At 73.0% G+C, this 24,240-nt stretch carries 24 protein-coding genes; 13 read left to right on the top strand and 11 right to left on the bottom strand.

The annotated features are described in order from the left end of the window. Window positions 1-4: 4 nt before the first annotated feature. The gene (locus tag BLV02_RS30395) at window positions 5-925 is read left to right on the top strand and encodes a sugar phosphate isomerase family (protein WP_069114297.1); all 921 of its coding nucleotides are present in this window, start codon (window positions 5-7) and stop codon (window positions 923-925) included. An 8-nt stretch (window positions 926-933) separates the two neighbouring features. Here the strand turns inward: BLV02_RS30395 and BLV02_RS30390 are convergent, their stop codons facing one another. The 3 genes from BLV02_RS30390 to BLV02_RS30380 form a co-directional block, all read right to left on the bottom strand. Further along, complete coding sequence (locus BLV02_RS30390; RefSeq protein WP_069114298.1) at window positions 934-1,905, bottom strand: GlxA family transcriptional regulator; 972 nt, start codon at window positions 1,903-1,905, stop codon at window positions 934-936. Window positions 1,906-2,221: 316 nt separating this feature from the next. Continuing rightward, the gene (locus BLV02_RS30385; RefSeq protein ID WP_069114299.1) at window positions 2,222-2,614 is read right to left on the bottom strand and encodes a thioesterase family protein; all 393 of its coding nucleotides are present in this window, start codon (window positions 2,612-2,614) and stop codon (window positions 2,222-2,224) included. Beyond that, window positions 2,611-2,826: a biotin/lipoyl-binding carrier protein gene (locus tag BLV02_RS30380; RefSeq protein WP_053203574.1), complete on the bottom strand. Its 216-nt coding sequence runs from the start codon at window positions 2,824-2,826 to the stop codon at window positions 2,611-2,613. The genes BLV02_RS30385 and BLV02_RS30380 overlap by 4 nt, the downstream gene beginning before the upstream one ends. Before the next feature lie 93 nt (window positions 2,827-2,919). On the opposite strand from BLV02_RS30380, the gene BLV02_RS30375 reads away from it, so the two are divergent. Further along, window positions 2,920-3,612, top strand: coding sequence for a DUF5317 domain-containing protein (locus tag BLV02_RS30375; RefSeq protein ID WP_069114300.1), 693 nt, complete (start codon window positions 2,920-2,922; stop codon window positions 3,610-3,612). A 52-nt stretch (window positions 3,613-3,664) separates the two neighbouring features. Next, window positions 3,665-3,739, top strand: a complete 75-nt coding sequence (locus BLV02_RS38645) for a 50S ribosomal protein bL37 (protein WP_370246331.1) — start codon at window positions 3,665-3,667, stop codon at window positions 3,737-3,739. Between the two features lie 76 nt (window positions 3,740-3,815). On the opposite strand, the gene rsrA is transcribed toward BLV02_RS38645, so the two are convergent. From rsrA to BLV02_RS30355, 4 genes are all read right to left on the bottom strand, one after another. Beyond that, window positions 3,816-4,091 carry a mycothiol system anti-sigma-R factor gene (rsrA, locus tag BLV02_RS30370; RefSeq protein WP_069114301.1) on the bottom strand — a complete coding sequence of 92 codons (276 nt, stop codon included), beginning with the start codon at window positions 4,089-4,091 and terminating at the stop codon, window positions 3,816-3,818. After that, window positions 4,088-4,687 (bottom strand): sigma-70 family RNA polymerase sigma factor, encoded by a 600-nt coding sequence (locus BLV02_RS30365; protein WP_069114302.1) that lies wholly within the window; start codon window positions 4,685-4,687, stop codon window positions 4,088-4,090. Before BLV02_RS30365 ends, rsrA begins: the two co-directional genes overlap by 4 nt. Before the next feature lie 122 nt (window positions 4,688-4,809). Next, the gene (locus BLV02_RS30360; protein WP_069114303.1) at window positions 4,810-5,445 is read right to left on the bottom strand and encodes an alpha/beta hydrolase family protein; all 636 of its coding nucleotides are present in this window, start codon (window positions 5,443-5,445) and stop codon (window positions 4,810-4,812) included. Beyond that, window positions 5,445-6,161 (bottom strand): SOS response-associated peptidase, encoded by a 717-nt coding sequence (locus BLV02_RS30355; RefSeq protein WP_069114304.1) that lies wholly within the window; start codon window positions 6,159-6,161, stop codon window positions 5,445-5,447. Before BLV02_RS30355 ends, BLV02_RS30360 begins: the two co-directional genes overlap by 1 nt. Window positions 6,162-6,210: 49 nt before the next feature. Here BLV02_RS30355 and BLV02_RS30350 point away from each other — a divergent pair, with 49 nt between their 5' ends. Then, entirely contained in the window at window positions 6,211-6,771 is a 561-nt protein-coding gene (locus BLV02_RS30350; protein WP_069114305.1) for a DoxX family protein, read from the top strand. Between the two features lie 10 nt (window positions 6,772-6,781). Here BLV02_RS30350 and BLV02_RS30345 read toward each other — a convergent pair whose 3' ends face one another. Further along, a complete protein-coding gene (locus BLV02_RS30345) occupies window positions 6,782-7,372 on the bottom strand; it encodes a TetR/AcrR family transcriptional regulator (protein WP_069114306.1) in 591 nt (196 codons plus the stop codon). Between the two features lie 57 nt (window positions 7,373-7,429). On the opposite strand from BLV02_RS30345, the gene BLV02_RS30340 reads away from it, so the two are divergent. Further along, window positions 7,430-8,431 carry a DMT family transporter gene (locus tag BLV02_RS30340; RefSeq protein ID WP_069114307.1) on the top strand — a complete coding sequence of 334 codons (1,002 nt, stop codon included), beginning with the start codon at window positions 7,430-7,432 and terminating at the stop codon, window positions 8,429-8,431. 916 nt (window positions 8,432-9,347) lie between these two features. On the opposite strand, the gene BLV02_RS30335 is transcribed toward BLV02_RS30340, so the two are convergent. Then, complete coding sequence (locus tag BLV02_RS30335) at window positions 9,348-11,093, bottom strand: glycerol-3-phosphate dehydrogenase/oxidase (protein WP_216094525.1); 1,746 nt, start codon at window positions 11,091-11,093, stop codon at window positions 9,348-9,350. Window positions 11,094-11,321: 228 nt separating this feature from the next. Here BLV02_RS30335 and BLV02_RS30330 point away from each other — a divergent pair, with 228 nt between their 5' ends. From BLV02_RS30330 to hisN, 5 genes are all read left to right on the top strand, one after another. Further along, entirely contained in the window at window positions 11,322-12,032 is a 711-nt protein-coding gene (locus tag BLV02_RS30330; RefSeq protein WP_171906862.1) for an MIP/aquaporin family protein, read from the top strand. Between the two features lie 49 nt (window positions 12,033-12,081). Continuing rightward, window positions 12,082-13,590, top strand: a complete 1,509-nt coding sequence (glpK, locus tag BLV02_RS30325; protein ID WP_069114308.1) for a glycerol kinase GlpK — start codon at window positions 12,082-12,084, stop codon at window positions 13,588-13,590. A gap of 44 nt (window positions 13,591-13,634) precedes the next feature. After that, a complete protein-coding gene (gene aroA / locus BLV02_RS30320; protein ID WP_069114309.1) occupies window positions 13,635-14,927 on the top strand; it encodes a 3-phosphoshikimate 1-carboxyvinyltransferase in 1,293 nt (430 codons plus the stop codon). After that, a complete protein-coding gene (gene rsgA / locus BLV02_RS30315) occupies window positions 14,927-15,946 on the top strand; it encodes a ribosome small subunit-dependent GTPase A (protein ID WP_069114310.1) in 1,020 nt (339 codons plus the stop codon). The genes aroA and rsgA overlap by 1 nt, the downstream gene beginning before the upstream one ends. Window positions 15,947-16,124: 178 nt before the next feature. Then, on the top strand, window positions 16,125-16,919 hold the full coding sequence (gene hisN, locus BLV02_RS30310; RefSeq protein ID WP_069114311.1) for a histidinol-phosphatase: 795 nt from the start codon (window positions 16,125-16,127) through the stop codon (window positions 16,917-16,919). A gap of 2 nt (window positions 16,920-16,921) precedes the next feature. Here the strand turns inward: hisN and BLV02_RS30305 are convergent, their stop codons facing one another. After that, window positions 16,922-18,469 (bottom strand): MFS transporter, encoded by a 1,548-nt coding sequence (locus BLV02_RS30305; RefSeq protein ID WP_069114312.1) that lies wholly within the window; start codon window positions 18,467-18,469, stop codon window positions 16,922-16,924. A 71-nt stretch (window positions 18,470-18,540) separates the two neighbouring features. Here BLV02_RS30305 and BLV02_RS30300 point away from each other — a divergent pair, with 71 nt between their 5' ends. After that, the gene (locus BLV02_RS30300) at window positions 18,541-19,146 is read left to right on the top strand and encodes a TetR/AcrR family transcriptional regulator (RefSeq protein WP_069114313.1); all 606 of its coding nucleotides are present in this window, start codon (window positions 18,541-18,543) and stop codon (window positions 19,144-19,146) included. Here the strand turns inward: BLV02_RS30300 and BLV02_RS30295 are convergent. Further along, window positions 19,098-20,333, bottom strand: a complete 1,236-nt coding sequence (locus BLV02_RS30295) for an AI-2E family transporter (RefSeq protein ID WP_141711811.1) — start codon at window positions 20,331-20,333, stop codon at window positions 19,098-19,100. The two genes, BLV02_RS30300 and BLV02_RS30295, sit on opposite strands and share 49 nt — an antisense overlap. Before the next feature lie 177 nt (window positions 20,334-20,510). On the opposite strand from BLV02_RS30295, the gene BLV02_RS30290 reads away from it, so the two are divergent. Both BLV02_RS30290 and BLV02_RS38130 read left to right on the top strand, forming a co-directional pair. Then, window positions 20,511-21,368 carry a hypothetical protein gene (locus tag BLV02_RS30290; RefSeq protein ID WP_069114314.1) on the top strand — a complete coding sequence of 286 codons (858 nt, stop codon included), beginning with the start codon at window positions 20,511-20,513 and terminating at the stop codon, window positions 21,366-21,368. Window positions 21,369-21,401: 33 nt separating this feature from the next. Continuing rightward, window positions 21,402-24,077: a sigma-70 family RNA polymerase sigma factor gene (locus tag BLV02_RS38130; protein WP_069114315.1), complete on the top strand. Its 2,676-nt coding sequence runs from the start codon at window positions 21,402-21,404 to the stop codon at window positions 24,075-24,077. Window positions 24,078-24,240 lie beyond the last annotated feature (163 nt).

The raw sequence follows: 24,240 nt of genomic DNA, 5'->3' as shown, positions 1-24,240 counted from the left end.
CAGCGTGAGCCCGTTCAGCTACGACCTGCACACCATCAGCACCTTCCGCGACCGCGCCGCCTGCGAACGGGCCCGGACGATCTCCCGGGCGGAGCTCACCAGCCACCCCAACCCGGACTTCCGGATCCGCGTGGTCGACGATCCGGCCGAGTTCTACCGCCAGTTCGCCGACGACCTCGTCGGGCGGATCCGCGCCGGGCGCGACGCCGGCCGGCCCGTGGTGCTCATCCTCCCGGTGGGGCCGATGCCGCAGTTCGAGCTGGCCGCGAAGCTGATCAACTCCGAACGGCTGTCGCTGGCCCACGTGCACACGTTCAACATGGACGAGTACGCCGACCAGGACGGCAACACCGCTCCGGTGTCGTGGCCGGGCTCGTTCCAGCGGGCGATGTGGGAGTCGTTCTTCGCCAGGATCGACGCCGCCCTGCGCCCGCCGGAGGACCAGATCCACTTCCCCACCACCGACGCGCTGCCCTCCTACAGCGCCCGGATCGACGATCTGGGCGGCGCCGACGCCTGCTACGGCGGCATCGGCTGGGGCGGGCACATCGCGTTCTGGGAACCGCACCTGGCCGACGAGTTCGGCGGCGACCTGGACGCCTACCGCGCCGCCGGCGCCCGGCTGGTCGACCTGCACCCGATGACGGTCATGCAGAACGCGCTGCACTCCTTCGGCGGCGACTGGTCGTGGGTGCCGCCCAGGGCGAACACCATCGGGCCGCGCGAGATCCTCGGCGCCGCCCACCGCAGCTTCTGGCTCGACGGCGATCTCGGCGGCGGCCACTCCTGGCAGCGGTTCATCGCCCGGCTCGTCGCGCACGGCCCGGTCGACCCCTACGTGCCGGGCAGCCTGCTGCAGGAGACCCGGGCCGACTACACGCTGCTCGGGTCCGTCGCCGACGACGTCGCCATCGCCATGGCGTAGCCCGAGCCCTAGGAGACCTGCGCGGCGTCGCCCGGGCGCCGGTGACAGAAGGCGGCCCGGTAGGCCTGCGGCGTCGTGCCCAGCCGCTTGGCGAAGTGGTGCCGCATGGCCGCCGCCGTGCCGAAGCCGGCCCGGGCGGCCACCGTCTCGACGACGTCGTCGCCGCGTTCGAGCATGCGCTGCGCGGCCGCCAGGCGAGCCGTCAGCAACCACTCGTAGGGCGTGGTGCCGGTCTCGGCGCGGAACCGGCGGGCGAACGTGCGCGGTGACATGTTCGCCAGCGTGGCGAGGTCGTCGACGGTGAGGTCCTGGTCGAGGTGCGCGGTCATGTAGTCGACGACGCCGGCCAGCGTGCGGGCGGGGGTGGCGCGGATCGGCGCCTCGATGAACTGCGCCTGGCCGCCGTCGCGGTGCGGCGGGACGACCATGCGCCGGGCGACCATGGCCGCGGCGTCGGCGCCGAACTCCTTGCGCCACAGGTGCAGGCTGGCGTCGAGCCCGGCGGCGGTGCCGGCGCTGGTGATGATCGGGTCGTCGTCGACGTAGAGCACGCCGGGGTCGACCTTGGCCTCGGGGAACCGGGCGGCCAGCTCGCCGCTGTACATCCAGTGCGTGGTGCAGCGGCGGCCGTCGAGCAGCCCGGCGGCGCCCAGCACGAACGCGCCCGAGCAGACCGACAGCATGCGCGCCCCGCGGTCGACGGCCGCGCGCAACGCGTCGAGCACGTCGCCGGGGACCGGGCTCAGCCGCGGCACGGCGGGGATGCCGACGAGGTCGGCCGACGCCAGCCGGTCGAGGTCGTGCTCGATGGTCACCCCGAAGCCGAGCGACGTGCGGACCTGCGGGGACGGCCCGCACAGGTCGAAGTCCATGACCGGCAGGCCTTGGTCGGAGCGGTCGATGCCGAACGCCTCGCAGAGCACGCCGAGCTCGAACGGGGCGACCCCGTCGAGCACCAGCACAGCGACATTTCGCAGCATTCCGACAGTCTGCCAGACCTCTGGCAGGAAGTCGATGCCTACTGGCAGTCCTGCCACTGTTGGCAGGATCCCGTAGGGAGCAGAATTACTGCCATGAGCACAGTATTCGTTCTCCTGGTCCTGGCAGTCGCGATCGCCGCCGCGGTCTCCGCGGCTCGGTGGGCGGTTTCGGGCGGCGGCCCTCGGCGCGACCCGCTCCCGCGAGCCGAGGACGACTGGTCGCCGTCCCTCCCGACCCACCCCTACGCCCGTTGAGCGGAGGTGGCCGGCGCACCTGGCCGGCCACCCAGCCGGCCGCGCTGCTGCTGGCGGGCGCTCAGCCGGCCTGGGCCCAGCGGGCCAGGAACCGCTCGCGCCCCACGACGGCGCGGGTGACCGTCGCACGGCCCACTGGCTCTCCGTCGGCGCCGAGCGCGACGACCGAGAACCGCAGCGCCCGCCCGTCGACGGAGGTCAGCTCGCCGCGCACCTCCACGAGGGCGCCGAGCGGGCTCGCCGCGACGTGATCGACCTCCACCCGGGTGCCCACCGTGGTGTCGCCGTCGGCGAGCGCGTCGTCGACGGCGGCCACGGTGACGGCCTCCATCCACGCCAGCAGCCGCGGCGTCGCCAGCACGGGGACGTCGCCGGACCCGACCGCCAGCGCGGTGTCGACCTCGGTGACGGTGTGCGTCTCGGCCGCCGTCAGGCCCGGCTCGAGCGCGGTCACGAGATGACGACCAGCACGTCGCCCTCCTGGACGACATCGCCGGGCCCGACCTTGATCTCGGACACCAGGCCGGCGTCCTCGCAGAGGACCGGGATCTCCATCTTCATGGACTCGAGGATCAGCAGGGTCGCCCCCGCATCGACCCGCTCCCCCACGGATACCGCCACGGAGTGGACATTGGCCACCATCTCGGCGGCCACCTGCTCGGCCACGCGCTGACTCCTCTCGCCGCTGAGCAGCATTCCACCACGGCCCCCGGGCGTGGCGTACCCCGGTTCCACGGCGGTCCGGGTCAGGATGATGATATGGCGCTCCTCCTGCTCGCCCTGGCCGCCGGCCTGGCGGCAGGGTACGCGCGCCGCGGGCGGCTGCGCCGGCTGGGCGAGCGCCCGCCGATCCGCAGCCGGCTCATCCTCACCGCGCTGGGCGCCTACGCCGTCGGCGTCGCCGGCAGCTGGATCTGGGAGCCGCTGCTGCCGGCCATGACGGCGCTGTGCTGGTGCACGCTCGCGTTCTACGCCTGGCTCAACCGCTCGTACCACGGCGCCCGGCTGATCGCGCTCGGCCTGGCGGCGAACGGCCTGGTCATCCTGCTCAACGGCGGCATGCCGGTGTCCGCGTCGGCGCAGCAGCGGGCCGGCGTCGAGACCACGGTCGCCGAGCGGCCCGACGAGGGCGTCGTCACGCCGTCCGGCGACGACACCCGGCTGCCGTGGCTGGGCAAGACCATCCCGGTCGCGTTCCCGCCCAGCCCCGAGGCGGTCAGCCCGGGCGACCTCGCGGTGGCGGCCGGCGTCGCCGCCGCGCTGGCCACGGCGATGACCGGACGGCGCACCGCTCCGGCCCGGGAGCGGGCCGAGACTCCGCGACGTCCGCAGCGGCCGGTGCCGCGGCCCCGGCCGGCCACCCCGCCGCCGCCCCCAGCGGAACCGTCCGCCGATCGTGCGACAATGGACGACGACGCGACCGCGGCTGAGTCGCCGCGCGTCACCGCGTGACGGTTCACCGTCCGCCAGCAGCACACCGAACCCGGAGAGGAGTCAGCTCGCCATGGGCAAGAAGGCACGCAAGCGCCGTTCGCGCAAGAAGAGCGCCGCCAACCACGGCAAGCGCCCCAACTCCTGATTGAGGCGCCCGTAGGCGACGAGAGCCCCGTACCTGCCAGGCAGGTACGGGGCTCTCGTCTGTGCGAAGCCTGTGGTCAGGGCGTCCGGGTCATCTGCACCCGGACCTCTTCGATGCGAGCGCGGATCTTCAGCCGCAGGTCGTCGGGGGCGTGATCGCACCCGCAGGCCCGCGCCACCGCCTCGCGGATGACCCGCTCGATGTCGTAGGTCGACAGGCACGGCTGGCAGTCGTCGAGGTGCGCCTTGATCTCGTCGTAGGTGAGGGCGCGGTCGTCGAGCTCGTGGTCGAAGAAGACGTAGACCCGATCGAGTACCTCAGCGCAGTCGACTTCGTCGTCGTTGCAGCTCATCCTCCGACCTCCTGAGTGACCTTCGGCACCAGCCCACGCTCACGGGCGTAGTCCTCGAGCAGCCCGCGCAGCTGACGCCGTCCGCGGTGCAGCCGGGACATCACCGTGCCGATGGGTGTGCCCATGATGTCGGCGATCTCCTTGTACGGGAAGCCCTCGACATCGGCGAGGTAGACCGCGATGCGGAACTCCTCGGGGATCTCCTGCAGGGCGTTCTTCACGTCGGAGTCGGGCAGGTGCGCCAGCGCCTCGGCCTCGGCCGAGCGCAGGCCGGTCGAGGTGTGCGCCTCGGCCCTGGCCATCTGCCAGTCCTCGATCTCCTCGGTGGCACTCTGCTGCGGCTCGCGCTGCTTCTTGCGGTAGGTGTTGATGAAGGTGTTGGTCAGGATGCGGTAGAGCCACGCCTTGAGGTTCGTTCCCTCCTTGAACTGGTGGAACGAGGCGTAGGCCTTCGCGAACGTCTCCTGGACCAGGTCCTCGGCGTCGCTGGCGTTGCGGGTCATGCGCAGCGCCGCGGAGTACAACTGGTCGAGGTACGGCAACGCATCGCGCTCGAAACGCTGCGTGCGCTGCTCGTCGCTCTCCTGATCAGTCATCACCGTCAAGTCTACCGGGGCGGCGCTATCGACGACCGGCCGCTCCAAGCACGTCGCACTCACAGTCAGCTGAAACCTCCAAGCTCGGTGTTCCGCTGGCGTCAACGGCGACGGCGCCCTGTTCATTCCCCGAGCGGGGCCAGGAACGCACTGACGGCGGCCACGACGGCATCGATGGCCGCGCGCTGCGACTGGCCCTTGAGCACCTTCATCCCGTGGTCGGCGCCGGCGATGGTGACCAGCTGGTGCGGACCGGACGGGAACTCGTCCGGGCCGCCGAAGGTGTCGCGTTCGCCCTGCACGACCAGCACCGGCAGCTTCTCGGCGGCGCCGGTCAGCTCGGGCAGCCGCGACGCCTGCGGCTTGCCGGGCAGGTGCAACGGGAACGCCAGGCAGACGACGGCCACGGCGTCCAGCTCGGCGGCCGTGCGGCAGGCGACCCGCGCGCCCGAGCTGCGTCCGCCCAGCACCAGCGGCACGTCGCGCGGCAGCGTCGCGAGCGCCGCCAGCCACGCCTCGTCGAGCACCGGCGGGCGCGGCGCGACCTTCTTGCCGGCCAGCCGCCACGGCTGCTCGAACCGGACGACGGTGACGCCCTGCGCCGGCAGCTCGCGCGACAGCGCCTCGAGGTCGGCCGCCTTCGGGCCGCCGCCGGCGCCGTGCCCCAGCACCAGCCGCAGCCGCGGCTCGTCGGCTTCGTCGGTCCAGAAGGCCGCGTCGCCGATGGGCGTGCTCACCGTGGACCGGACCGACGTCATCACAGCTCCACCGCGTCGACGAGGTGCGGACCGTTGTTGCCGACCTTGTTGACGTCGGTCGACACCGGGTACGCGTCGAGCACACCGGGCACCGCCGGCGTGAGCAGCCGCGTGACGTCGTCGGCGTCCTGGATGGTGGGGTCGAGCCAGCGTTCCCAGCTGTCCGGGCCGACCAGCATCGGCATGCGGTCGTGGATCTGGCCGACGTCGTCGGTGGCGTCGGTGGTGAGGATGACCACGGACCACACGAACGCGTCGTCGGCGTCGTCGGGCTTGCTCTTGTCGCGCCAGATCTCGTACAGCCCGGCCATCGCCAGCGAGCCGTCCTTCGGGTGGATGAAGAACGGCTGCTTCTGGCCCTTCTCACCGCGCCACTCGTAGAAGCCGTCGGCCGGGAGGATGCACCGGCGCAGCTGGAAGGCCTTGCGGAAGGCCGGCTTCTCGGCCGCGGTCTCGACCCGGGCGTTGATCAGCCGGTTCCCGATGGCGACGTCCTTGGCCCACGACGGCACCAGGCCCCAGCGCAGCGTGCGCAGCCGGCGCGTCGGCGGCACGTCGGGCTCGTCCTTCTTCCCCCGGGTCAGCACCGCGTAGACCTTCTTGCTGGGTGCGACGTTCCAGTCGGGGTCGAGGCGCTCGCGCACCTCCGCCCGCTCGACGCCGAACTCGTCGGCGAGATCGTCGGCGCTCTGGCTGACCGCGTACCGTCCGCACATACGCCCATCCTCGCACCGGCACGCGCGGGTTTCGTGGTAGGCAAGGGGTATGAGCCTCGTCCGAATGATCGCCCGCCCGATGCTCGCGACGATCTTCATCGCGCAGGGCGCCAAGAACCTGCGCGACCCCGAGCCGCTGCTCCCGGCGGCCACCCGGTTCTCCGACCGCTTCGGCCCCACGCTGCAGAAGCGGGCGCCGCAGGTGCCCACGGACCCGAAGACGCTCGTGCGCATCAATGCCGGCGTGCAGGTCGGGGCGGGGCTGGCGCTGGCCACCGGCCGCTTCCCCCGCCTGGCGTCGGTGGCGCTGCTGGCGTCGCTCGTCCCCACCACCTTCGCGGGGCACCCGTTCTGGACCGTCGAGGACCCCACCCAGCGCAACACCCAGCGCATCCAGGCCATGAAGAACGTCGGCCTCGCCGGTGGGCTGCTGCTGGCCAGCGTCGACACCGAGGGCAAGCCGGGGCTGTCGTGGCGGGCGCGGCGCGCGGCCAAGGACGCGAAGCGGGCCACGAAGACGGCCAAGCGCGAGGCCCGGCTGGCCGCGAAGGCCACCGCCGGCCAGGCCCGGGCCGGCCTGCGGCGATCGGTGAAGCACACCTCGTCCTGACGGCTGGGCGTCAGGACAGGGCGGCCGCCAGCAGGTCGGCGGCGGCCGCGCGGGCGTGCGTCAGCGCGTCGGGCTGCCCGCCGGCGGTCATCGTCACCAGCGCGCCCTCGTGCAGGAGCGCCAGCCGCAGCCCCACCTCCGTCGCCGCGGCCTCCGGGACGCCGGCCTCGGCAACCAGGCGGACGTAGAGCGCCCGGATCGTCTCCTTCTCCGCCCGGATGACCGCCACGCCGGGATGCTCGGTGCCGCCGATCTCGGCGAACGCGTTGACGAACGCGCACCCCCGCTCGGCGTCGCGCTGCCACTCCGCGAGCGCGTCGTACACCGCCAGCACCCGGCCCGGCCCGGGGTCGGGCGCGTGCTCGTCGAGGTACGCGGCGACGAACGCGCGCCACCGCTCGAACCGGCGCCCCAGGTACAGCGCGACCAGCGCATCCTTCGAGCCGAACCGGTCGTACAGCGTCTTCTTCGTGGTGCCCGCCGCCTCGGCGATGGCGTCGACGCCGACGGCACGGATGCCGTGCCGGTAGAACAGCGTGCTCGCGGTGTCGAGCAGCCGCTGTCCCGCGGGCGTGAGGGTGCCCGGTTGCCGTGCGGCCATGCTTCCTCCTTCGGTGGACACTGACAGTATACCGACCGGTGTGTTTACATCGAGGGCATGACCACGACGCAGCGCTCTTCCGGTCCGGCCGCACCCGCTTCGGGTGCCCCGCGAGCGTCGGGCACGCCGGGCACGTCCGGCACGCCGGGCACGTCCCGCGCGTCCGCCGTCGACGTCGGCGCGGCGGTGGCGCTCGTCGTGTTCTGGAGCAGCGGGTTCGTCGGCGCCCGGCTCGGCACCGAGTACGCGCCCGCCGACACGCTGCTGGCGTGGCGCTATCTCGTCGCCGCGGCGCTGCTGCTGCCCGTCGTCGCGCCGTCACTGCTGCGGCTGGCCCGCCGCGACCTCGGCCGGCACGCCGTCGTCGGCCTGCTGTCGCAGACGCTGTACCTCGGCGGGGTCGTGACGGGCATCGGTCTCGGCGTCCCGGCGGGCACGGCGGCGTTGATCGCGGCCCTGCAGCCGCTGGTCGTCGCCACGGCGGCGCGCCGGCTGCTGGGCGAGTCGGTCAGCGGCCGCGCCCGGCTCGGCTTGTGGCTGGGCCTGGCCGGCGTCGGCATCGTCGTCGCCTCAGACGTCGGTGGTGGCGGGCCAGCCTGGATCTACCTGCTGCCGGTCGGCGGGATGCTGGCGTTGTCGGCGGGGACGGTGCTGGAGCAGCGCTGGCGGCCGACCGGCGGGCTGACGGTGTCGTTGAGCGTGCACGTGGCCGTCGCCGCGGTGGCGTTCACCGCCGAGGCGGTCGCCTTCGGGCGGCTCACCGTGCCGGCGGCGGGCGGCTTCTGGTGGGCGGTCGTGTGGGTGCTGGTGCTGTCGACCGCCGGTGGCTACGGCGCCTACCTGCTGGTCCTGCGTCGCGGCGGGGCGACTCGGGTGAGCAGCCTGCTCTACCTCACTCCCCCGACGACCGCCGTATGGGCCTGGCTGATGTTCGGCGATTCACTCGGCGTCGCGACGCTGCTCGGTTTCGCCGTGTGCGCCGTGGCCGTGTGGCTGGTGCTCGGGCGGCACCGGGGGCCGGTGCGCCGGGAACCGGTGCGCCGGGCACCCGTGCGCTGAGGCCGCCGCGTTGGCCTGCCCCCTGCTGCTCTCCAGTGTCGGGGGCGCGGGAGGCCGCCTCAAGCGGACCCCTTGTTTGGCGCTTCGCGCGACGGAGGACCGCTTGACCCGGCCGCCCGCGCCCCCGTTCAAGCAGCGTCAGGGGGCCGGCCGGAAAATGGGCCCCGGCTTCTGGCTCTGCTGTGCTTCGGGTCCGCTGGCCACTCGCCCTTGCTGGGTGGCGTTCCGGCAACCGGCTCCGCTCGGCTTGGTGTTCGCTGGCCGCCGCCTGGTTGGCTCCGGGCCCGGCGACCGGCTCCGCTGTGGGTTACGGTTCGCTGGCCGGTGCCGCTCCAAGATCATCCGAATTCTGGGGCGTGATAGCACCCCGAATCCTGGATGATCATGATGTGGGAGCCCTGGGCACGTCGCCCAGCAGCCGGCCGAGGACTGGCGACGGGGCGTGGAAGTGGCGCGGTTCCCACGACGCTGCTGCGCGAGCGTCGCGTTGGGGTAGGCATGACCCGCCCCTCTAGGGAGGGTGCCCACCCTACGGGCGGGCACTGACAGAGCAGCGCGCGAAACGGCGACCGCCGATGCCTGCAGACTGCGGTGACCGGAGGCCACCGCACGCCGCGGCCGACCCACTCACCGCAGCCGACCAGCTCGCCGCGGCCGAGCCGCTCACCGCGGCCAACCCACTCACCGCGACCAACCCCGCCCGCCGCAGCCGACCAGCTCGCCGCGGCCAGGCCGCCCGCCGCGGCCAGCCCGCTCCCCGCGGCCAACCCGCTCCCGCTGCTCGGGCTGTTGGTGACGCCCGGGAAAGCGGCAGACGTCCGTGGGAGCGACGTTTGCCGAGGTGAACTGGGCGCCATGCGCCGGATTCCGGGGCGGGACCCGCCGCCCCGGCGAGGCGGGCGGCGGGTCGGCGGCGTCAGACGACTGGTTCGGCGACGCCGGGGCGGAACTCGGGGGCGGCGGAGCGGGCGTCGTCGGCGGCTTGGTCGTCGGGCTCGGTCTGGGAGGCGCGTTCGGCCTCGACGCGCTTGCGGTAGACGTCGACCTCGCGGGCGATGGTGGCGTCGTCCCAGCCGAGGGTCTCGGCCATGAGCCGGGCGACGGCGTCGGCGGACTCGAGGCCGCGGTGCGGGTACTCGATGCTGATGCGCGTACGCCGGGTCAGCACGTCGCTGATGTGCAGCGCCGCCTCGTGCGTGACCGCGTAGACGACCTCGACCTGGAGGTAGTCGGCGGAGCCGGGGATGGGCTGCAACAGCTCCGGCCGGCCCTCGGCCAGCGCCAGCACCTCGTAGACCATCGAGCCGTAGCGGTCGAGCAGGTGCCGCAGCCGGTGCGGGTGGACGCCGTACTCGTCGGCCAGGCGATCGACCTGGTTGACGAGGGCGTGGTAGCCGTCGGCGCCGACGAGGGGGACCTTGTCGGTGATGGATGGGCGGATCCAGCCGCGAAGATCGGCGCGGGCGGCGTCGATGGCGTCCTTGGCCATGACGCGGTAGGTGGTGTACTTCCCGCCGGCGATGGCGACCATGCCGGGCGCCGGCCGGGCCACCGCGTGCTCGCGCGACAGCTTCGAGCTCTGCTCGCTCTCGCCGGCCAGCAGCGGCCGCAGCCCCGCGTACACGCCCTCGATGTCGTCGTGGGTGAGCGGGGTGGCGAGGACGGCGTTGACGTGCTCGAGGATGTAGTCGATGTCGGCCTTGGTGGCGGCCGGGTGGGCGAGGTCGAAGTTCCAGTCGGTGTCGGTGGTGCCGATGATCCAGTGGTTGCGCCACGGGATGACGAACAGCACCGACTTCTCCGTGCGCAGGATCAGCCCGCTCTCGGCGGCGATGCGGTCGCGCGGGACGACGATGTGCACGCCCTTGCTGGACCGGACCCGGAACCGGCCACGGGTGCCGGCCAGCCGCTGCATCTCGTCGGTCCACACCCCGGTGCAGTTGACGACGACGTCGGCGGTGACCTCCTGCTCGGCGCCGGTCTCGACGTCGCGCAAACGGACGCCGGTGATGCGGTCGGCCTCGCGGAGGAACGCGATGACCTGGGTGGACGACCGCACGACGGCGCCGTAGTGGGCGGCGGTGCGGGCGACGGTGAGGGTGTGACGGGCGTCGTCGGACTGGGCGTCGTAGTAGCGGACGCCGCCGATGAGGGCGTCGTGGCGCAGGCCGGGGAACAGCCGCAGCGCGCCGGCCCGGGTGAGGTGCTTCTGCCCCGGTACGGACCGGGCACCGCCCAGGGTGTCGTACATGAGCAGGCCGGTGGCGGTGTACGGGCGTTCCCACCAGCGGTGCTTGAGCGGATAGAGGAACGGCACCGGCTTCACCAGGTGCGGCGCGATGAGCGTCAGCATGAGCTCGCGCTCGTGCAGCGCCTCGCGGACCAGGCCGAACTCGAACTGCTCGAGGTAGCGCAGTCCGCCGTGGAACAGCTTGCTCGACCGGCTGGACGTGCCGGCGGCGAAATCGCGCGCCTCGACCAGCGCCACCCGCAGCCCGCGGGTGACGGCGTCGAGCGCGGCTCCGGTGCCGACCACGCCTCCGCCGATGACCACGACGTCGAAGTGCTCGGAGCCCAGCCGGTCCCAGTTGTCCTGCCGAGCCTGCGGCCCCAGACGGGCGCTCGGTCCGGCGGTCTCGGGCCGCTCAGTCACACCGGTCACGTCGATCACGTCTCCTTGCAGCTCAGAGCGCATAAAGCGGTCGAATGCCACCAAGGTTCGCGTCCGTGAGCGGCACCCAGCAACACGCTACCCGTTCAGGTCGCGGAGAACGTAGACAGTTGCTCTACGCACCAGTAAGTTCCGAAGGGACCCTTGGCAACGTTGCCGAGACCAGCCGGGGAACCGGGGACGCCACGGCCGTTGTCGTCAACGGAAGCGGAGGTTCACATGGACCTGAGTTTCGGCGACATCTTCCAGAGCGAGTTCCTCGGCACAGCGATGCTGACGCTGCTGGGTTGCGGTGTGGTCGCCACCGCGATCCTCACGCAGAGCAAGGGACTCGGCGGCGGCTGGCTGCTCATCAACTTCGGCTGGGGCCTCGCGGTCTTCTCCGGCGTGTATGTGGCGTTCGATTCCGGCGCCCACATCAACCCGGCGGTGACCCTCGGTCTGGCGATCGAAGGCACGACCGACTGGTCCGACGTCCCGACGTACTGGCTCGCCCAATTGTGTGGCGCGTTCGTCGGTGCCGTCGTCGCCTGGCTGGCGTTCAAGCAGCACTTCGACGCCGAAGAGGACCAGGGCAAGCAGCTCGGCGTGTTCTCGACCGGCCCGCAGATCCGCAACCCGCTGTGGAACACGATGACGGAGGTCATCGGCACGTTCGTGCTGCTCTTCGTCATCCTCTCGTTCGGCAACTCGCCGGTCGACCTCGGTCCGCTGCCCGTCGCCCTGCTGGTCGTCGGCATCGGCGCCTCGCTCGGTGGCCCGACCGGATACGCCATCAACCCGGCCCGTGACCTCGGCCCCCGCATCGCGCACGCGCTCCTGCCCATCCGGGGCAAGGGTTCGAGCGACTGGGGTTACTCCTGGGTGCCCGTGGTGGGCCCGCTCATCGGTGGCGCCCTCGGCGCGCTGCTGGCCAAGGCGATCTACTGAGCACCCGCCTGGGTACTGCCTGCCCCGTACGACGATGTGAGGAGAAGGGATGAGTCAGTACGTAGCCGCCATCGATCAGGGAACCACCTCGACCCGGTGCATGATCTTCGATCACTCCGGCCGGGTGGTCTCCGTCGACCAGCGGGAGCACGAACAGATCTTCCCGCAGGCCGGCTGGGTCGAACACGACCCTGAAGAGGTCTGGCGCAACACCCGTGAGGTCTGTGCGGGAGCGCTGGCCAAGCGCGATCTCGTCACCAGCGACGTCGTGGCCGTTGGCATCACGAACCAGCGCGAGACGGCCGTCGTCTGGGACCGCACGACCGGGAAGCCGGTCTACAACGCGATCGTGTGGCAGGACACCCGCACCGACCGCATCGTCGACCAGCTGGGCAAGGACGGCGGTCCGGACCGGTACCGCGCTCGGACCGGCCTGCCGCTGGCGACCTACTTCTCCGGGCCGAAGGTGAAGTGGATCCTCGACAACGTCGACGGCGCGCGGGCGAAGGCCGAGGCCGGAGACCTGCTGTTCGGCAACATGGACACCTGGGTGCTGTGGAACGCCACGGGTGGGCCCGACGGCGGGTTGCACTACACCGACCCGACCAACGCCTCGCGCACCATGCTGATGGACCTCGACACGTTGTCGTGGGCCGAGGAGCATGCCGCCGACATGGGCATCCCGATGTCGATGCTGCCGGAGATCCGGTCGTCGTCGGAGGTGTACGGGAACATCCGCGAGCGCGGCGCGTTCGCCGGACTGCCCGTGGCCGGGATCCTCGGCGACCAGCAGGCGGCCACGTTCGGCCAGGCCTGCCTGTCGCCGGGCGAGGCGAAGAACACGTACGGCACCGGCAACTTCGTCCTGCTCAACACCGGGACGGAGAAGGTGATGAGCGAGAACGGCCTGCTCACCACCGTCTGCTACAAGATCGGCGACAACGACGCCGTCTACGCGCTGGAGGGCTCCATCGCGGTCACCGGCTCGCTGGTGCAGTGGTTGCGCGACAACCTCGGCATCATCAGCGCGGCGCCCGAGATCGAGCCGCTGGCCCGCAGCGTCGACGACAACGGCGGCGCGTACTTCGTGCCGGCGTTCTCCGGTCTGTTCGCGCCGTACTGGCGGTCCGACGCCCGGGGGGCGATCGTCGGGCTGACCCGGTTCGTCAACAAGGGGCACATCGCCCGCGCGGTGCTGGAGGCCACGGCCTTCCAGTCCCGCGAGGTCATCGACGCCATGAACGCCGACTCCGGGGTGGCGCTGACGTCGCTCAAGGTCGACGGCGGCATGGTGGCGAACGAGCTGCTCATGCAGTTCCAGGCCGACATCCTCGGTGTCCCGGTCATCCGGCCGGTCGTCGCGGAGACGACGGCGCTCGGCGCGGCCTACGCGGCCGGCCTGGCCGTCGGGTTCTGGAACAGCGAGGACGACATCCGCACCAACTGGGCGCAGGACAAGCAGTGGGACCCCGACATGGACGAGGCCCACCGCGAGAAGATCTACAACACCTGGAAGAAGGCCGTCACCAAGACCTTCGACTGGGTCGAGGCCGAGTAAACCGGCAGGTTCGGTCGTCGGGCACCCGATAGGCTGGGTGCCCGATGACCGATACCACTGCCCCGCTCTGGCCTGCACCGACCGCCGCCGCGCCGGTCGACGCCACCGTCGCGCTGCCCGGCTCGAAGTCCATCACCAACCGCGCGCTCGTGCTCGCCGCGCTCGCCGACCGCCCGTCGCTGGTCCGGTATCCGCTGCTGGCGCGCGACACCCGGCTCATGCTCGAGGCGCTGCGCACGCTCGGCGCCGGCATCGAGACCGAGGCCGACGCCGTGCGGGTCACGCCCGGCCCGGTCCGCGGCGACGCCGCCGTCGACACCGGCCTGGCCGGCACGGTCATGCGGTTCGTGCCTCCGGTCGCGGCGCTGGCCAGCGGCGACGTCCGGTTCGACGGCGACGCGCAGGCCCGGCTGCGGCCCATGGGCACGGTGCTCGACGCGCTGCGGGTGCTCGGCGTCTCCATCGACGACGGCGGGCGCGGCGTGCTGCCGTTCACCGTCGCCGGCACCGGCGCGGTCCCCGGCGGCGACGTCACCATCGACGCGTCGGCGTCGTCGCAGTTCGTCAGCGGGCTGCTGCTGTCGGCGCCGCGCTACGACAAGGGCGTCACCATCCACCACGACGGCCGGCCGGTGCCGTCGCAGCCGCACATCGACATGACGGTGGCCATGCTGCGCGAGCGTGGCGTCGAGGTCGACGACGCCACGGCGAACACCTGGCGGGTCGAGCCGGGCGCCGTCCGCGCCGTCGACGCCGTGGTCGAGCCCGACCTCTCCAACGCCGCGCCGTTCCTGGCCGCCGCGCTGCTCACCGGCGGCACGGTCCGGGTGCCGCGCTGGCCGTCGGCCACCACGCAGCCGGGTGCGCAGCTGCGCGACCTGCTGGCCCGCATGGGCGCCGGCGTCTCGCTCGACGACGGCGTGCTGACGGTGCGCGGCACCGGCACGGTGCTCGGCCTCGACGCCGACCTCCACGACGTCGGCGAGCTGACCCCCGTCCTGGCCGCGCTCGCCGCCGTCGCGAGCACGCCATCGCGGCTGCGCGGCATCGCGCACCTGCGCGGGCACGAGACCGACCGGCTGGCCGCGCTGGCCGCCGAGATCAACGGTCTGGGCGGCGACGTCACGGAGACCGAGGACGGGCTGGCCATCCGGCCGGCGCCGCTGCGGGCGGGCGTGTTCCGCAGCTACGCCGACCACCGCATGGCGCAGGCCGGCGCCGTCCTGGGGCTGGTGGTGCCGGGCGTCGAGGTCGAGGACATCGCGACCACCTCGAAGACGCTGGCCGACTTCCCCGGCATGTGGTCAGCCCTGCTCGGTGCGGAGCCCACCGCGTGATGGCCCGGCGGACCGCCGCCTCGTCCTACGACGAAGGCGACGTCAGGGTCCGCCCGGGGCGCGGCTCGCGCCCGCGCAGCAAGCTCCGCCCGGCCCACGCCGACGCGACGCCGGCGCTGGTGATCACCGTCGACCGCGGCCGCTACACCTGCGTGCTCGACGGCCGCACGGTGACGGCGATGACGGCGCGCGAGCTGGGCCGCAAGGCCGTCGTGGTCGGCGATCAGGTCGGGCTGGTCGGCGACGTGTCCGGCGCGCCCGGCTCGCTGGCCCGCATCGTGCGGGTCGAGGAGCGGGCCACGGTGCTGCGGCGCACCGCCGACGACGACGATCCGGTCGAGCGGGTCATCGTCGCCAACGCCGACCAGCTGATGATCGTCACCGCCGTCGCCGACCCGGAGCCGCGGCCGCGGCTGATCGACCGCGCGCTCGTGGCGGCGTTCGACGCCGGCATCGAGCCGTTGCTGTGCCTCACCAAGGCCGACCTCGCCGACCCCGGCCCGCTGCTGGCCACGTACGCGCCGCTGCAGGTCCCGGCGGTCGTGACGCGGCTGGCGCCGGGGGCGCCCGAGGCCGACACCGACGTCGGCGACGTCGCCGAGCACCTGCGCGACCGCGTCACCGTCCTCGTCGGCCATTCCGGTGTAGGCAAGTCGACGCTGGTGAACGAGCTGGTGCCGGGCGCCGACCGCGCGACCGGCCAGGTCAACGTCGTCACCGGGCGGGGCCGGCACACGTCCACCAGCGCGGTGGCGCTGCCGCTGCCCGACGGCGGCTGGGTCATCGACACCCCGGGCATCCGCTCGTTCGGCCTGGCGCACGTCGACCCCGACCGCCTCATCCTCGCCTTCCCCGACCTCGCCGCGGAGACGCCGGCGTGCCCACGGGGTTGCACCCACGTCGACGGCGCGCCCGAGTGCGGGCTGGACGCAGCGCTGGCGGCCGGGCGCGTCGACCCGGACCGGCTGGCGTCGTACCGCCGGCTGCTGGCCAGCCGGGACCGCCAGGCGGGCGACTGAGGGGTGTCTGACGGGTCTCGGCCGTAGCGAGCGGCGTCCAGGTGGATGCCTCGCAAGGCCGAGGAAGGAGTCATAGCGGGGTTCTATGACGACTGACGAGAACGCAGCGAGGCGCCGCCTGGGCGTCGCGCAGTAGGCCACGGACCCGTCAGACGCCCCTCAGCGTGTAGGTTGACCGATCGTGGCCCACGACGACGACCTCCGCTTCGCTCACGTCCTGGCCGACGACGCCGATTCGCAGACGATGTCGCGGTTCCGGGCCCCCGACCTGCGGGTCGAGACCAAGGCCGACCAGTCCCCGGTCACCGACGCGGACAAGGCCACCGAGGAGGCGATCCGGCGGACGCTGGGGCGCGCGCGACCGCGCGACGCCATCGTCGGCGAAGAGTTCGGCGCCGGTGGCTACGGCGCCCGCCGCTGGGTCGTCGACCCGATCGACGGCACCAAGAACTACCTGCGCGGCGTCCCCGTCTGGGCCACGCTGATCGCCCTGATGGTCGAGGACGAGGTCGTCGCCGGCGTCGTCTCGGCTCCGGCGCTGGGACGGCGCTGGTGGGCGGCGCGCGGCACCGGCGCCTACACCGGCCGGTCGCTGTCGTCGGCCACCCGCTGCCGGGTGTCGGCCGTGACGTCGCTGGAGCGGGCCTCGCTGTCGTACTCGTCGCTGTCCGGCTGGGAGAAGCGCGGCCTGCTGCCGACCTTCCTGGACCTCACCCGGGCCTGCTGGCGCACCCGCGCCTACGGCGACTTCTGGTCGTACATGCTGCTGGCCGACGGCGCCGTCGACATCGCGGCGGAGCCCGAGCTGGCCCTGCACGACATGGCCGCGCCGTCGATCGTGGTCGAGGAGGCCGGCGGCCGCTTCACCGGCCTCGACGGCGTGGCGGGACCGCTGGGCGGCGACGCGCTCGCGACCAACGGCCCCCTCCACGCCGACGTGCTGGCCCGCCTCGCCCCGGCGGACCCGGCCTGAGCTCAGCCGGCCGGCTCGACGACGGCCGGGGCGCCCGGGCGCACCCGCCGCAGCAGCACCACGGCCAGCAGCGCCGTCACGCCCACCACGACGGCGCCCACGGCCGCCGTCGTGGTGAAGCCCTGGGTGAACGCCAGCCGGGCGGCGGCCATCAGCGGCTCCGCGGCGCCTGCGGGCAGTTGCTCGGCGACGGCGGCCGCGGCGCCCAGGCTGCCGGTGGCCGCGTCGGCGGCGGGCCCGGTGACGCCGTCGGGCAGGCCGCCGCGCAGCTCGTCGCCGTACACCGCCACCGCGACGCTGCCCAGGACCGCGATGCCGGTGGCGGCGCCCAGCTCGCCGGCGGTCTCCGAGGTCGCCGCCGCCGAGCCGGAGCGCTCGGGCGGCGCCGAGCCGACGATGAGGTCGATGACCAGGCTGGCCGCCATCCCGACACCGGCCACGAGGACGGTGTAGCAGGCGATGACGACCCCGACGTGGGAGTCGACCTCGACCGTCGTGGCCACCAGCACGAAGCCCAGCGCGGCCACCGCGGCACCGGCGCCGACGACGATGCCCTGCGAGATCCGCCGCACCACCAGGTTCGCCACCGCGATGCCGGCGATGGTGCCGCCGACGGTCGGCAGCATCCACAGCGCCGCGGTGAACGGGCGGATGTCGAGCACCAGCTGCACGTACTGGACGGCGATGGCCCCCATGCCGGCGGTCGCGAACGTCACGGCGGCGTTGGTGCCGACGGCGGCGCTGAAGGCCGGGGTGCGGAACAGCCGGACGTCGATCATCGGGTCGTCCAGGGTCAGCTGGCGCCGGACGAACAGCACGCCGAGCAGCAGCCCGGCGGCGATCGTGGCCACGGCGGGCGCGGTGACGGCGGCGTCGGCGGCGATCTCCTTGATGCCGTAGATCACCGGGAGCACCGCGGCCAGTGACAGCGCGGCGCTGAGGACGTCGATGCCGCCGTGGTCCGGGTTGCGCGACTCCGGCAGCAGCAGCGGCCCGACGATCAGCAGCAGCACCATGACCGGCAGGTTGATGAGGAACACCGACCCCCACCAGAAGTGCTCGAGCAGCAGCCCGCCGATGATCGGGCCGACCGCGACGCCGCCGGTGAAGGCGGCGGTCCACACCCCGATGGCGGCCCGCCGCTGGTTCGGGTCGTGGAACATGCCGCGGATCAGCGACAGCGTCGACGGCGCCAGGGTCGCGCCGCCGATGCCGAGCAGCGCGCGGGCGGCGATCAGCGTCTCCGGGCTGGTGGCGTAGGCGGCCAGCAGCGACGCCGCGCCGAACGCCACCGCGCCGGCCAGCAGCAGCCGGCGGCGTCCGATGCGGTCTCCGAGCGACCCCATGGTGATGAGCAGCCCGGCCATCAGGAAGCCGTAGATGTCCATGATCCACAGCAGTTGGGTGCCGCTGGGCTCCAGTTCGGCACTCAGCCAGGGCGCGGCCATGAACAGTACGGACAGGTCCATCGACGCCAGCAGCGCCGGGATGGTGAGGACGACGAGGCCCACCCATTCCCGGCGGCCGGCCCGCTCAACGATCTCGGTCATGCCCGGAACTATACGAGCGTCTTATACACGTGTCTATGACGGACGTATGAATCGCCGTCTACACTGGGGCCATGGGACACCGGGAGGAACTGCTCGCCGCCGCGAAGCGGCTGCTGGCGGAGCGGGGCTTCGCGCACATCACCGCCCGCGACCTCGTCGCCGAGTCCGGCACCAACCTGGCCTCCATCGGGTACCACTTCGGCTCGAAGGAAGCCCTGCTCAACGCCGCGATCATCGGCTCGTTCGACGACTGGGACAGTCACATCGACGCCGCCATGCAGGCGCGCGCCGGAGACACCCCGCTGGACCGGCTGGAGGCCTTCCTCGCCGGGCTGCAGGACGGCCACGAGGAGCACCGCTCGACGACGGTGGCCAGCCTGCAGGCGTTCGCCCAGTTCGAGTACTCACCTCAGCTGCGCGACGACCTCGCCCGCACCTACGAGCGGGCCCGGCGCGAGCTCGCCGGGCTGGTGCTCGAGCGCGACCCGTCCGAGATCGACGACGAGACGGCGCGCACCGTCGGCTCGATGACACTGTGCCTGGTCAACGGCGCCGTGCTGCAATGGCTGATCGACCCCGCGTCGGCGCCGTCGGCGGCCGACCTCGCGGCCGCGCTGCGCGCGCTGGTTCAGCCCGGCCCGACCGGTGGCGGCCGCTCCCGGGTCGAGGCGAGGTAACTGCCGACGGTGTTGACCAGCGCGATGATCGGCACCGCGATGATCGCGCCGATGATCGAGCCGGCCAGCGTCCCGATGGAGACGGCGACCGCGACGGCCAGCGGATGGACGCTCACCATGCGGCCGAGGATGAACGGCTGGAAGATGTTGCTCTCGATCTGCTGCACCACGATCAGCCCGGCCAGCACGACGATCGCGATCAGCAGGCCCTGCGTCACCAACGCCACCAGCACGGCCACCGTCCCGGTGACGAACGCGCCGATCAGCGGCACGAACGCGCCGAAGAACACCAGCACGCCCAGCGGCAGCGCCAATGGCACCTGCAGGATGAACAGCAGGATCGTGATGGCGACGGCGTCGAACAGCGCCACCAGCACCGTCCCGCGGATGTACTGCCCCAGCGTCAGCCAGGCGATGTCGCCGGCGGCGGCCGCGCGGGCCCGCGCCCGGGCCGGGAACAGCCGCACCAGCCACGTCCAGATGCGCTCGCCGTCGTAGAGGAAGAAGATCAGCGCGAACAGCGCGAGCGCCAGCCCGACCAGGATCTCGATGGCGACGGTGGCCGCGGTGGCGGCCTGCTCGGTGACCGCGCTGTCGTCCTGGAAGACGGCCACCGCGCGGTCGATGTAGCGGTCCAGCTGCGCCTCGTCGATGCGGAACGGCGGCCCCGCCAGCCAGTCGCGGATCTCCTGCAGGCCCTCCTCGGCCTGGTCGACGACGTCCTGGAACTGGCCGCCGACGGCGTTGCCGACCAGCGTCAGCGACCCGACCACGACCAGCAGGAACCCGACGAACACGACGGCGGACGCGGGCCCGCGCGCCCACCCGGCCATGCGCAGCCGGCGCACCAGCGGCTGCAGCCCGGCCGCCAGCAGCAGTGCGGCCACCAGCGGGAAGATCACCAGCCGCAGCTCCCACGCCAGCCAGCCGACACCGGCCACCGCCGCGGCGATGACGATCAGCCGCCAGCTCCAGTCGGCGGCGTCGCGGACCACCTTGGGCACCGGGTGGCGGTCGGGTGCGCTCGGCGACGGCGTGGCCGCGGGTGGCGGCGGCACCGGCCCGGGCTCGGACGCGGGCGGCTCGGTGGCCGGACGGGGCGCGCTGCCGGCCTCGGGCGACGCGTCCGCACCGGCGTCGGCGGCTTGCGCGAGCCGCTGGCGGACGTCGGTCAGCCAGCGGGTCATGCGCACCATGCGATCCGGCACAAGGGTCAGCCTGACACACGGGGACGACGGCCCCGGCGGCGTGGTCGGGGCGCCCGCGAAATTCTTTTCCGATCTCGCGTCATGATCCGGTGCCGGCCCCGTCGTGGTGGGTGCAAGGGTCGGACGAAGCGTGCGCGAGAACGGGGAGTTCCGAGGATGACGATGTTCAACCACGACGAGGTTCCGGTGACATCGTTGCTGGCCGCCTGGCTGGAACGGCCGGTGCCGGCGAGCGCCCGCGAGCCCGACCCCGCGCCTGGGACGAGCCGGGCGGAGGCAACCACCGGGGAGTTGCCTCCGCCCGGCGTCGAAGCCGTCGTCGACGCGCTGACCGCCGACCGACCCGACCCCGAGGACGTCGTCCACGGGCTGACGGTGTTCGCCTGGGAGCGCGCCGCCACGGCCGGCGACCTCACCTGTCTGCTGGACGAACTGGACGAGCTGTGGGACGTGCTCGAGGCGTCGGTGGGCGCGCCGCTCCCCCGCCTGACCGCACGGCACCGGCTGGTCGACGCGTGGGTCGACGCTGTCGCCGCCGAACGCGGCTCGCCGGGCATCGATCCGCTGTCCGGGCTGCACACCGCGGGCTACCTCTACGGGCGCGTGCACGAGCTGGACCGGCTGTCCGGCATCGAGCCGTCCGCGCTGGTCCTGCTGGCCATGCGCTGGGACCCGGCCGACGGTCCCTGGCGGCGCATCGCCCGGGTCCTGCAGGCCGCGTCGGCGCTGCGTTCACGGGTCCGGCCGGACGCCACACTGAGCATCGTCGGCACCACGATGGCGCTGGCTCTGGTACCCGACGATGCACGGGCACGGGTCGAGCGGATCTCCTTGACGAAGGCGGTCGAAACCGGTGAACTGAGCACAGCACATGTGCGGGTCGACGTGTTCGCTGTCCCGGACTCCAGAGCACGATTGCCTGAACTCGTGACTGGGCTGCTTGGGGGGGCTAGTGTCGATCATGAGATCAGGCCGCCCAGGTTCCGCCATTCAGGGAGTGGTTCCCTGGACTGAGCTGCCTGGGCGCAACCGGGATAGCGAGAACAGGTGACCATTCCAGCAGACGCCGCCAGCGACGAACAGCTCATCGCGCGCACGCGCGAAGGCGACATGCGCGCCTACGACGAGCTGTACCGCCGCCATGTCGACGACGCCTCCAAGGTCGCCCGCATCGTCACCAACAACAGCGACGAGGCGCAGGACGTCGTCGCCGAGGCGTTCACCCGGGTGCTCACGCGGCTGCGCGAGGGCGGTGGCCCCGACCTCGAGTTCGCGCCCTACCTCAAGACGGTCGTGCGGCGGCTGGCCATCGACCGCCACCGCACGTCGCAGCGCGACGGCTCGCAGACCGACCCGTCCATCCTCGACATCCTGCCGACCGCCGACGACGCCATGGCCCGGTCCACCGACCGCCAGCTGGTCCGGCACGCGTTCGAGACGCTGCCCGAACGGTGGCAGCAGGTGCTCTGGCACACCGAGATCGAGGGCCGCTCGCCGGCGTCGCTGGCGCCCGCGCTGGGCAGCTCCGCCAACGCCGTCGCCGCGCTGGCCTACCGCGCCCGCGAGGGCCTGCGGCAGGCCTACCTGGCGGTCAACCTCTCCGCCGAGGTCCAGCCCGAGTGCCGTCCGTACGCGCCGAAGATCGCGTCGTACGTCCGCGGCACGCTGTCGGCGCACGACACCCGCGAGATGAGCGCTCACCTCGCCACCTGTACCCACTGCCGCGAGCGGCGCGACGAGCTGCTGCTGCTCGTGTCCGACATGCGCGGCATCCTTTGGCCCGCCCTGCTGCTGCCGGCCTCCGGCATCGCGGCCGGTGCGGTGGCCGCCGGCGCCGGCGCCGCCGGTGGCGGCGTGCTGGCGTTCCTCAACCCGGCCGGCTGGGGCAAGCAGGCGCGGCAGTTCGCCGCGGCCGGTGGCGCGGCCGCGGCGGCCGCCGCCATCGCCGTCGCCGCCTGGGCCCTGACCGGCAACGACGACCCCGCCGACCCACCCGCCGCCGCGCCGTCCGTCAGCGCCGAGCCCGAGCCGCCGTCCGACGACCCGCCCGCCGAGAACCCGCCCGACGAGCCGCCCGCGCCGCCGCAGGAGGAGGAAGAGCCTCCGGCCGACGACCCGGTCGAGGACGAGCCGCAGCCCGACCAGCCGGTCGCCGACGCGCCGCCGCCGCAGAACGAGCCGGACGAACCGGTCGAGGAGGAGCCGCCGGCCGAGCAGCCGGAGGTCGACCCCTCCCAGCCGTCCGAGACCCCGAGCAGCGAGCCGACGTCCGACCCCACCCAGCCGCCGCCGGCCGAGCAGCCGCCGGCCATCGAGGTGCAGCCGCCGGCGAACCCGGTCGTGGTCGCCGGCGAGGACGTCACCCTGACGGTCACGGTCACCGGCAACCCGCCGCCCGACCTGCAGTGGCAGTACGCCGAGCCGCCCGCCGGCTCCAGCGGCCAGCCCGCCGCCACCACCACGTCGGCCGAGGCGCCGAAGTCCGCCCCGCGGTTCCTGCTCGCGCCGTCCACCGACGGCACGCCGTACATCAGCTCCGCCGAGCAGCGCGCCGGCGAGACTCCCGACGACACCGCCGACGCCCCTGACGCGCCGGCCGAGTCCGACTGGATCGACGTCGCCGGCGCCACCACCGACACGCTGGTCATCGAGGCGCCCGACCGCGCGCTCGACGGCCGCCTGTACCGCGTCAAGGCCACGAACCCGCTCGGCACCATCACCACCCAGCCGGCCGTCATCACGGTGCAGTACCCGCCGGCCATCGAGGAGCAGCCGCAGAGCGTCACGGTCGTCGAGGGCGACACCGCCGTGTTCGAGGCCGTCGCGGTCGCCAACCCGGCCGCCATGACCATCACGTGGCAGGTGCGGGCGCCGGGCGGCGAGTGGGGCGCGCCGGACACGACGGTGGCCACCCCGCGCCAGGAGGGCGTCCGGTCGACGCTCGAGCTCACCGACGTCAGCGGCGAGCGCGACGGCTACCAGTACCGCGCGGTGTTCACCAACGAGGTCGGCGAGGCGGCGTCCGAGCCCGCCACGCTCACCGTCCACTGGCAGCCCGAGGTCACCGCGCAGCCCGAGTCGGTCGAGACCGGCCCCGGCGACGACGTCGAGTTCACCGCCAGCGCGTCGGCGAACCCCGAGGCCACCTGGGCCTGGGAGAGCGCGCCGTCCGCCGAAGGCCCGTGGACCCCGGTCCCCGACGCCACCGGCAGCGGCCCCGACGCCGCGCTGACCCGTCCCGGCGTCACGCTCGACGACGACGGCACCAGCTACCGCGCGGTCTTCACCAACGAGCTGGGCTCTGTCACCACCGACGCCGCGACGCTCGAGGTCGTGCGGGCCGGCCGGTTCCAGGTCGACCTCGGCGAGGCGGGCGTCCGCTGCATCGTCGTCGACGGCAGCGGCGTGCCGCGGGCCGGCGACTGCGCCGACACCCCCAGCCGCGGCTGGGAGGTCCCGGGCGACGGCACCATCGTGTGGCGCGCGACCGGCCAGTGCCTCGACGGCGTCCACCCCATCGACGCGGTCGTCCTGGCCACGTGCGACGACAGCAACAGCCAGCAGTGGAACCTCGACCCCGACTCGTCGGCGCCGCAGCCCATCCGCAGCGTGACGTACCACAACTTCGTGCTCGACATCGAGCAGGTGGCGCCCGACGGCCGGGTCATCCTCTTCCCGTCCCACACCGGCGTCAACCAGCAGTTCAGCTACCTCCAGCCGTAGCCGCCCGCTGACGCTCCACACCGCCCGGTGAGCCTTCACGGCTCGCCGGGCGGTGGCGTTTCCGCGGCCATTCATCCGGTTCGTCCCGGCCGGAAAAATTCCCCGAGAAATTCTTCGTCAGGCGCGTCATAGCCGACCCCGATCTCTGTCTTGTCGATCAAAG

Source organism: Jiangella alba, assembly GCF_900106035.1.
In the GTDB taxonomy this organism is placed as follows: Bacteria; Actinomycetota; Actinomycetes; order Jiangellales; family Jiangellaceae; genus Jiangella; species Jiangella alba.
Note: the sequence above shows the minus strand (reverse complement) of the source record. Positions and strands in the feature narration are given on the sequence as shown.

Excerpts from the sequence above, each read along its gene's own strand:
- BLV02_RS30390 (WP_069114298.1), bottom strand. The coding sequence starts at position 1,905 with ATGCTGCGAAATGTCGCTGTGCTGGTGCTCGACGGGGTCGCCCCGTTC.
- BLV02_RS30375 (WP_069114300.1), top strand. The coding sequence starts at position 2,920 with ATGGCGCTCCTCCTGCTCGCCCTGGCCGCCGGCCTGGCGGCAGGGTAC.
- rsrA (WP_069114301.1), bottom strand. The coding sequence starts at position 4,091 with ATGAGCTGCAACGACGACGAAGTCGACTGCGCTGAGGTACTCGATCGG.
- BLV02_RS30365 (WP_069114302.1), bottom strand. The coding sequence starts at position 4,687 with ATGACTGATCAGGAGAGCGACGAGCAGCGCACGCAGCGTTTCGAGCGC.
- BLV02_RS30360 (WP_069114303.1), bottom strand. The coding sequence starts at position 5,445 with ATGACGTCGGTCCGGTCCACGGTGAGCACGCCCATCGGCGACGCGGCC.
- BLV02_RS30355 (WP_069114304.1), bottom strand. The coding sequence starts at position 6,161 with ATGTGCGGACGGTACGCGGTCAGCCAGAGCGCCGACGATCTCGCCGAC.
- BLV02_RS30350 (WP_069114305.1), top strand. The coding sequence starts at position 6,211 with ATGAGCCTCGTCCGAATGATCGCCCGCCCGATGCTCGCGACGATCTTC.
- BLV02_RS30345 (WP_069114306.1), bottom strand. The coding sequence starts at position 7,372 with ATGGCCGCACGGCAACCGGGCACCCTCACGCCCGCGGGACAGCGGCTG.
- BLV02_RS30340 (WP_069114307.1), top strand. The coding sequence starts at position 7,430 with ATGACCACGACGCAGCGCTCTTCCGGTCCGGCCGCACCCGCTTCGGGT.
- BLV02_RS30330 (WP_171906862.1), top strand. The coding sequence starts at position 11,322 with ATGGACCTGAGTTTCGGCGACATCTTCCAGAGCGAGTTCCTCGGCACA.
- glpK (WP_069114308.1), top strand. The coding sequence starts at position 12,082 with ATGAGTCAGTACGTAGCCGCCATCGATCAGGGAACCACCTCGACCCGG.
- aroA (WP_069114309.1), top strand. The coding sequence starts at position 13,635 with ATGACCGATACCACTGCCCCGCTCTGGCCTGCACCGACCGCCGCCGCG.
- rsgA (WP_069114310.1), top strand. The coding sequence starts at position 14,927 with ATGGCCCGGCGGACCGCCGCCTCGTCCTACGACGAAGGCGACGTCAGG.
- BLV02_RS30305 (WP_069114312.1), bottom strand. The coding sequence starts at position 18,469 with ATGACCGAGATCGTTGAGCGGGCCGGCCGCCGGGAATGGGTGGGCCTC.
- BLV02_RS30300 (WP_069114313.1), top strand. The coding sequence starts at position 18,541 with ATGGGACACCGGGAGGAACTGCTCGCCGCCGCGAAGCGGCTGCTGGCG.
- BLV02_RS30295 (WP_141711811.1), bottom strand. The coding sequence starts at position 20,333 with ATGACCCGCTGGCTGACCGACGTCCGCCAGCGGCTCGCGCAAGCCGCC.
- BLV02_RS30290 (WP_069114314.1), top strand. The coding sequence starts at position 20,511 with ATGACGATGTTCAACCACGACGAGGTTCCGGTGACATCGTTGCTGGCC.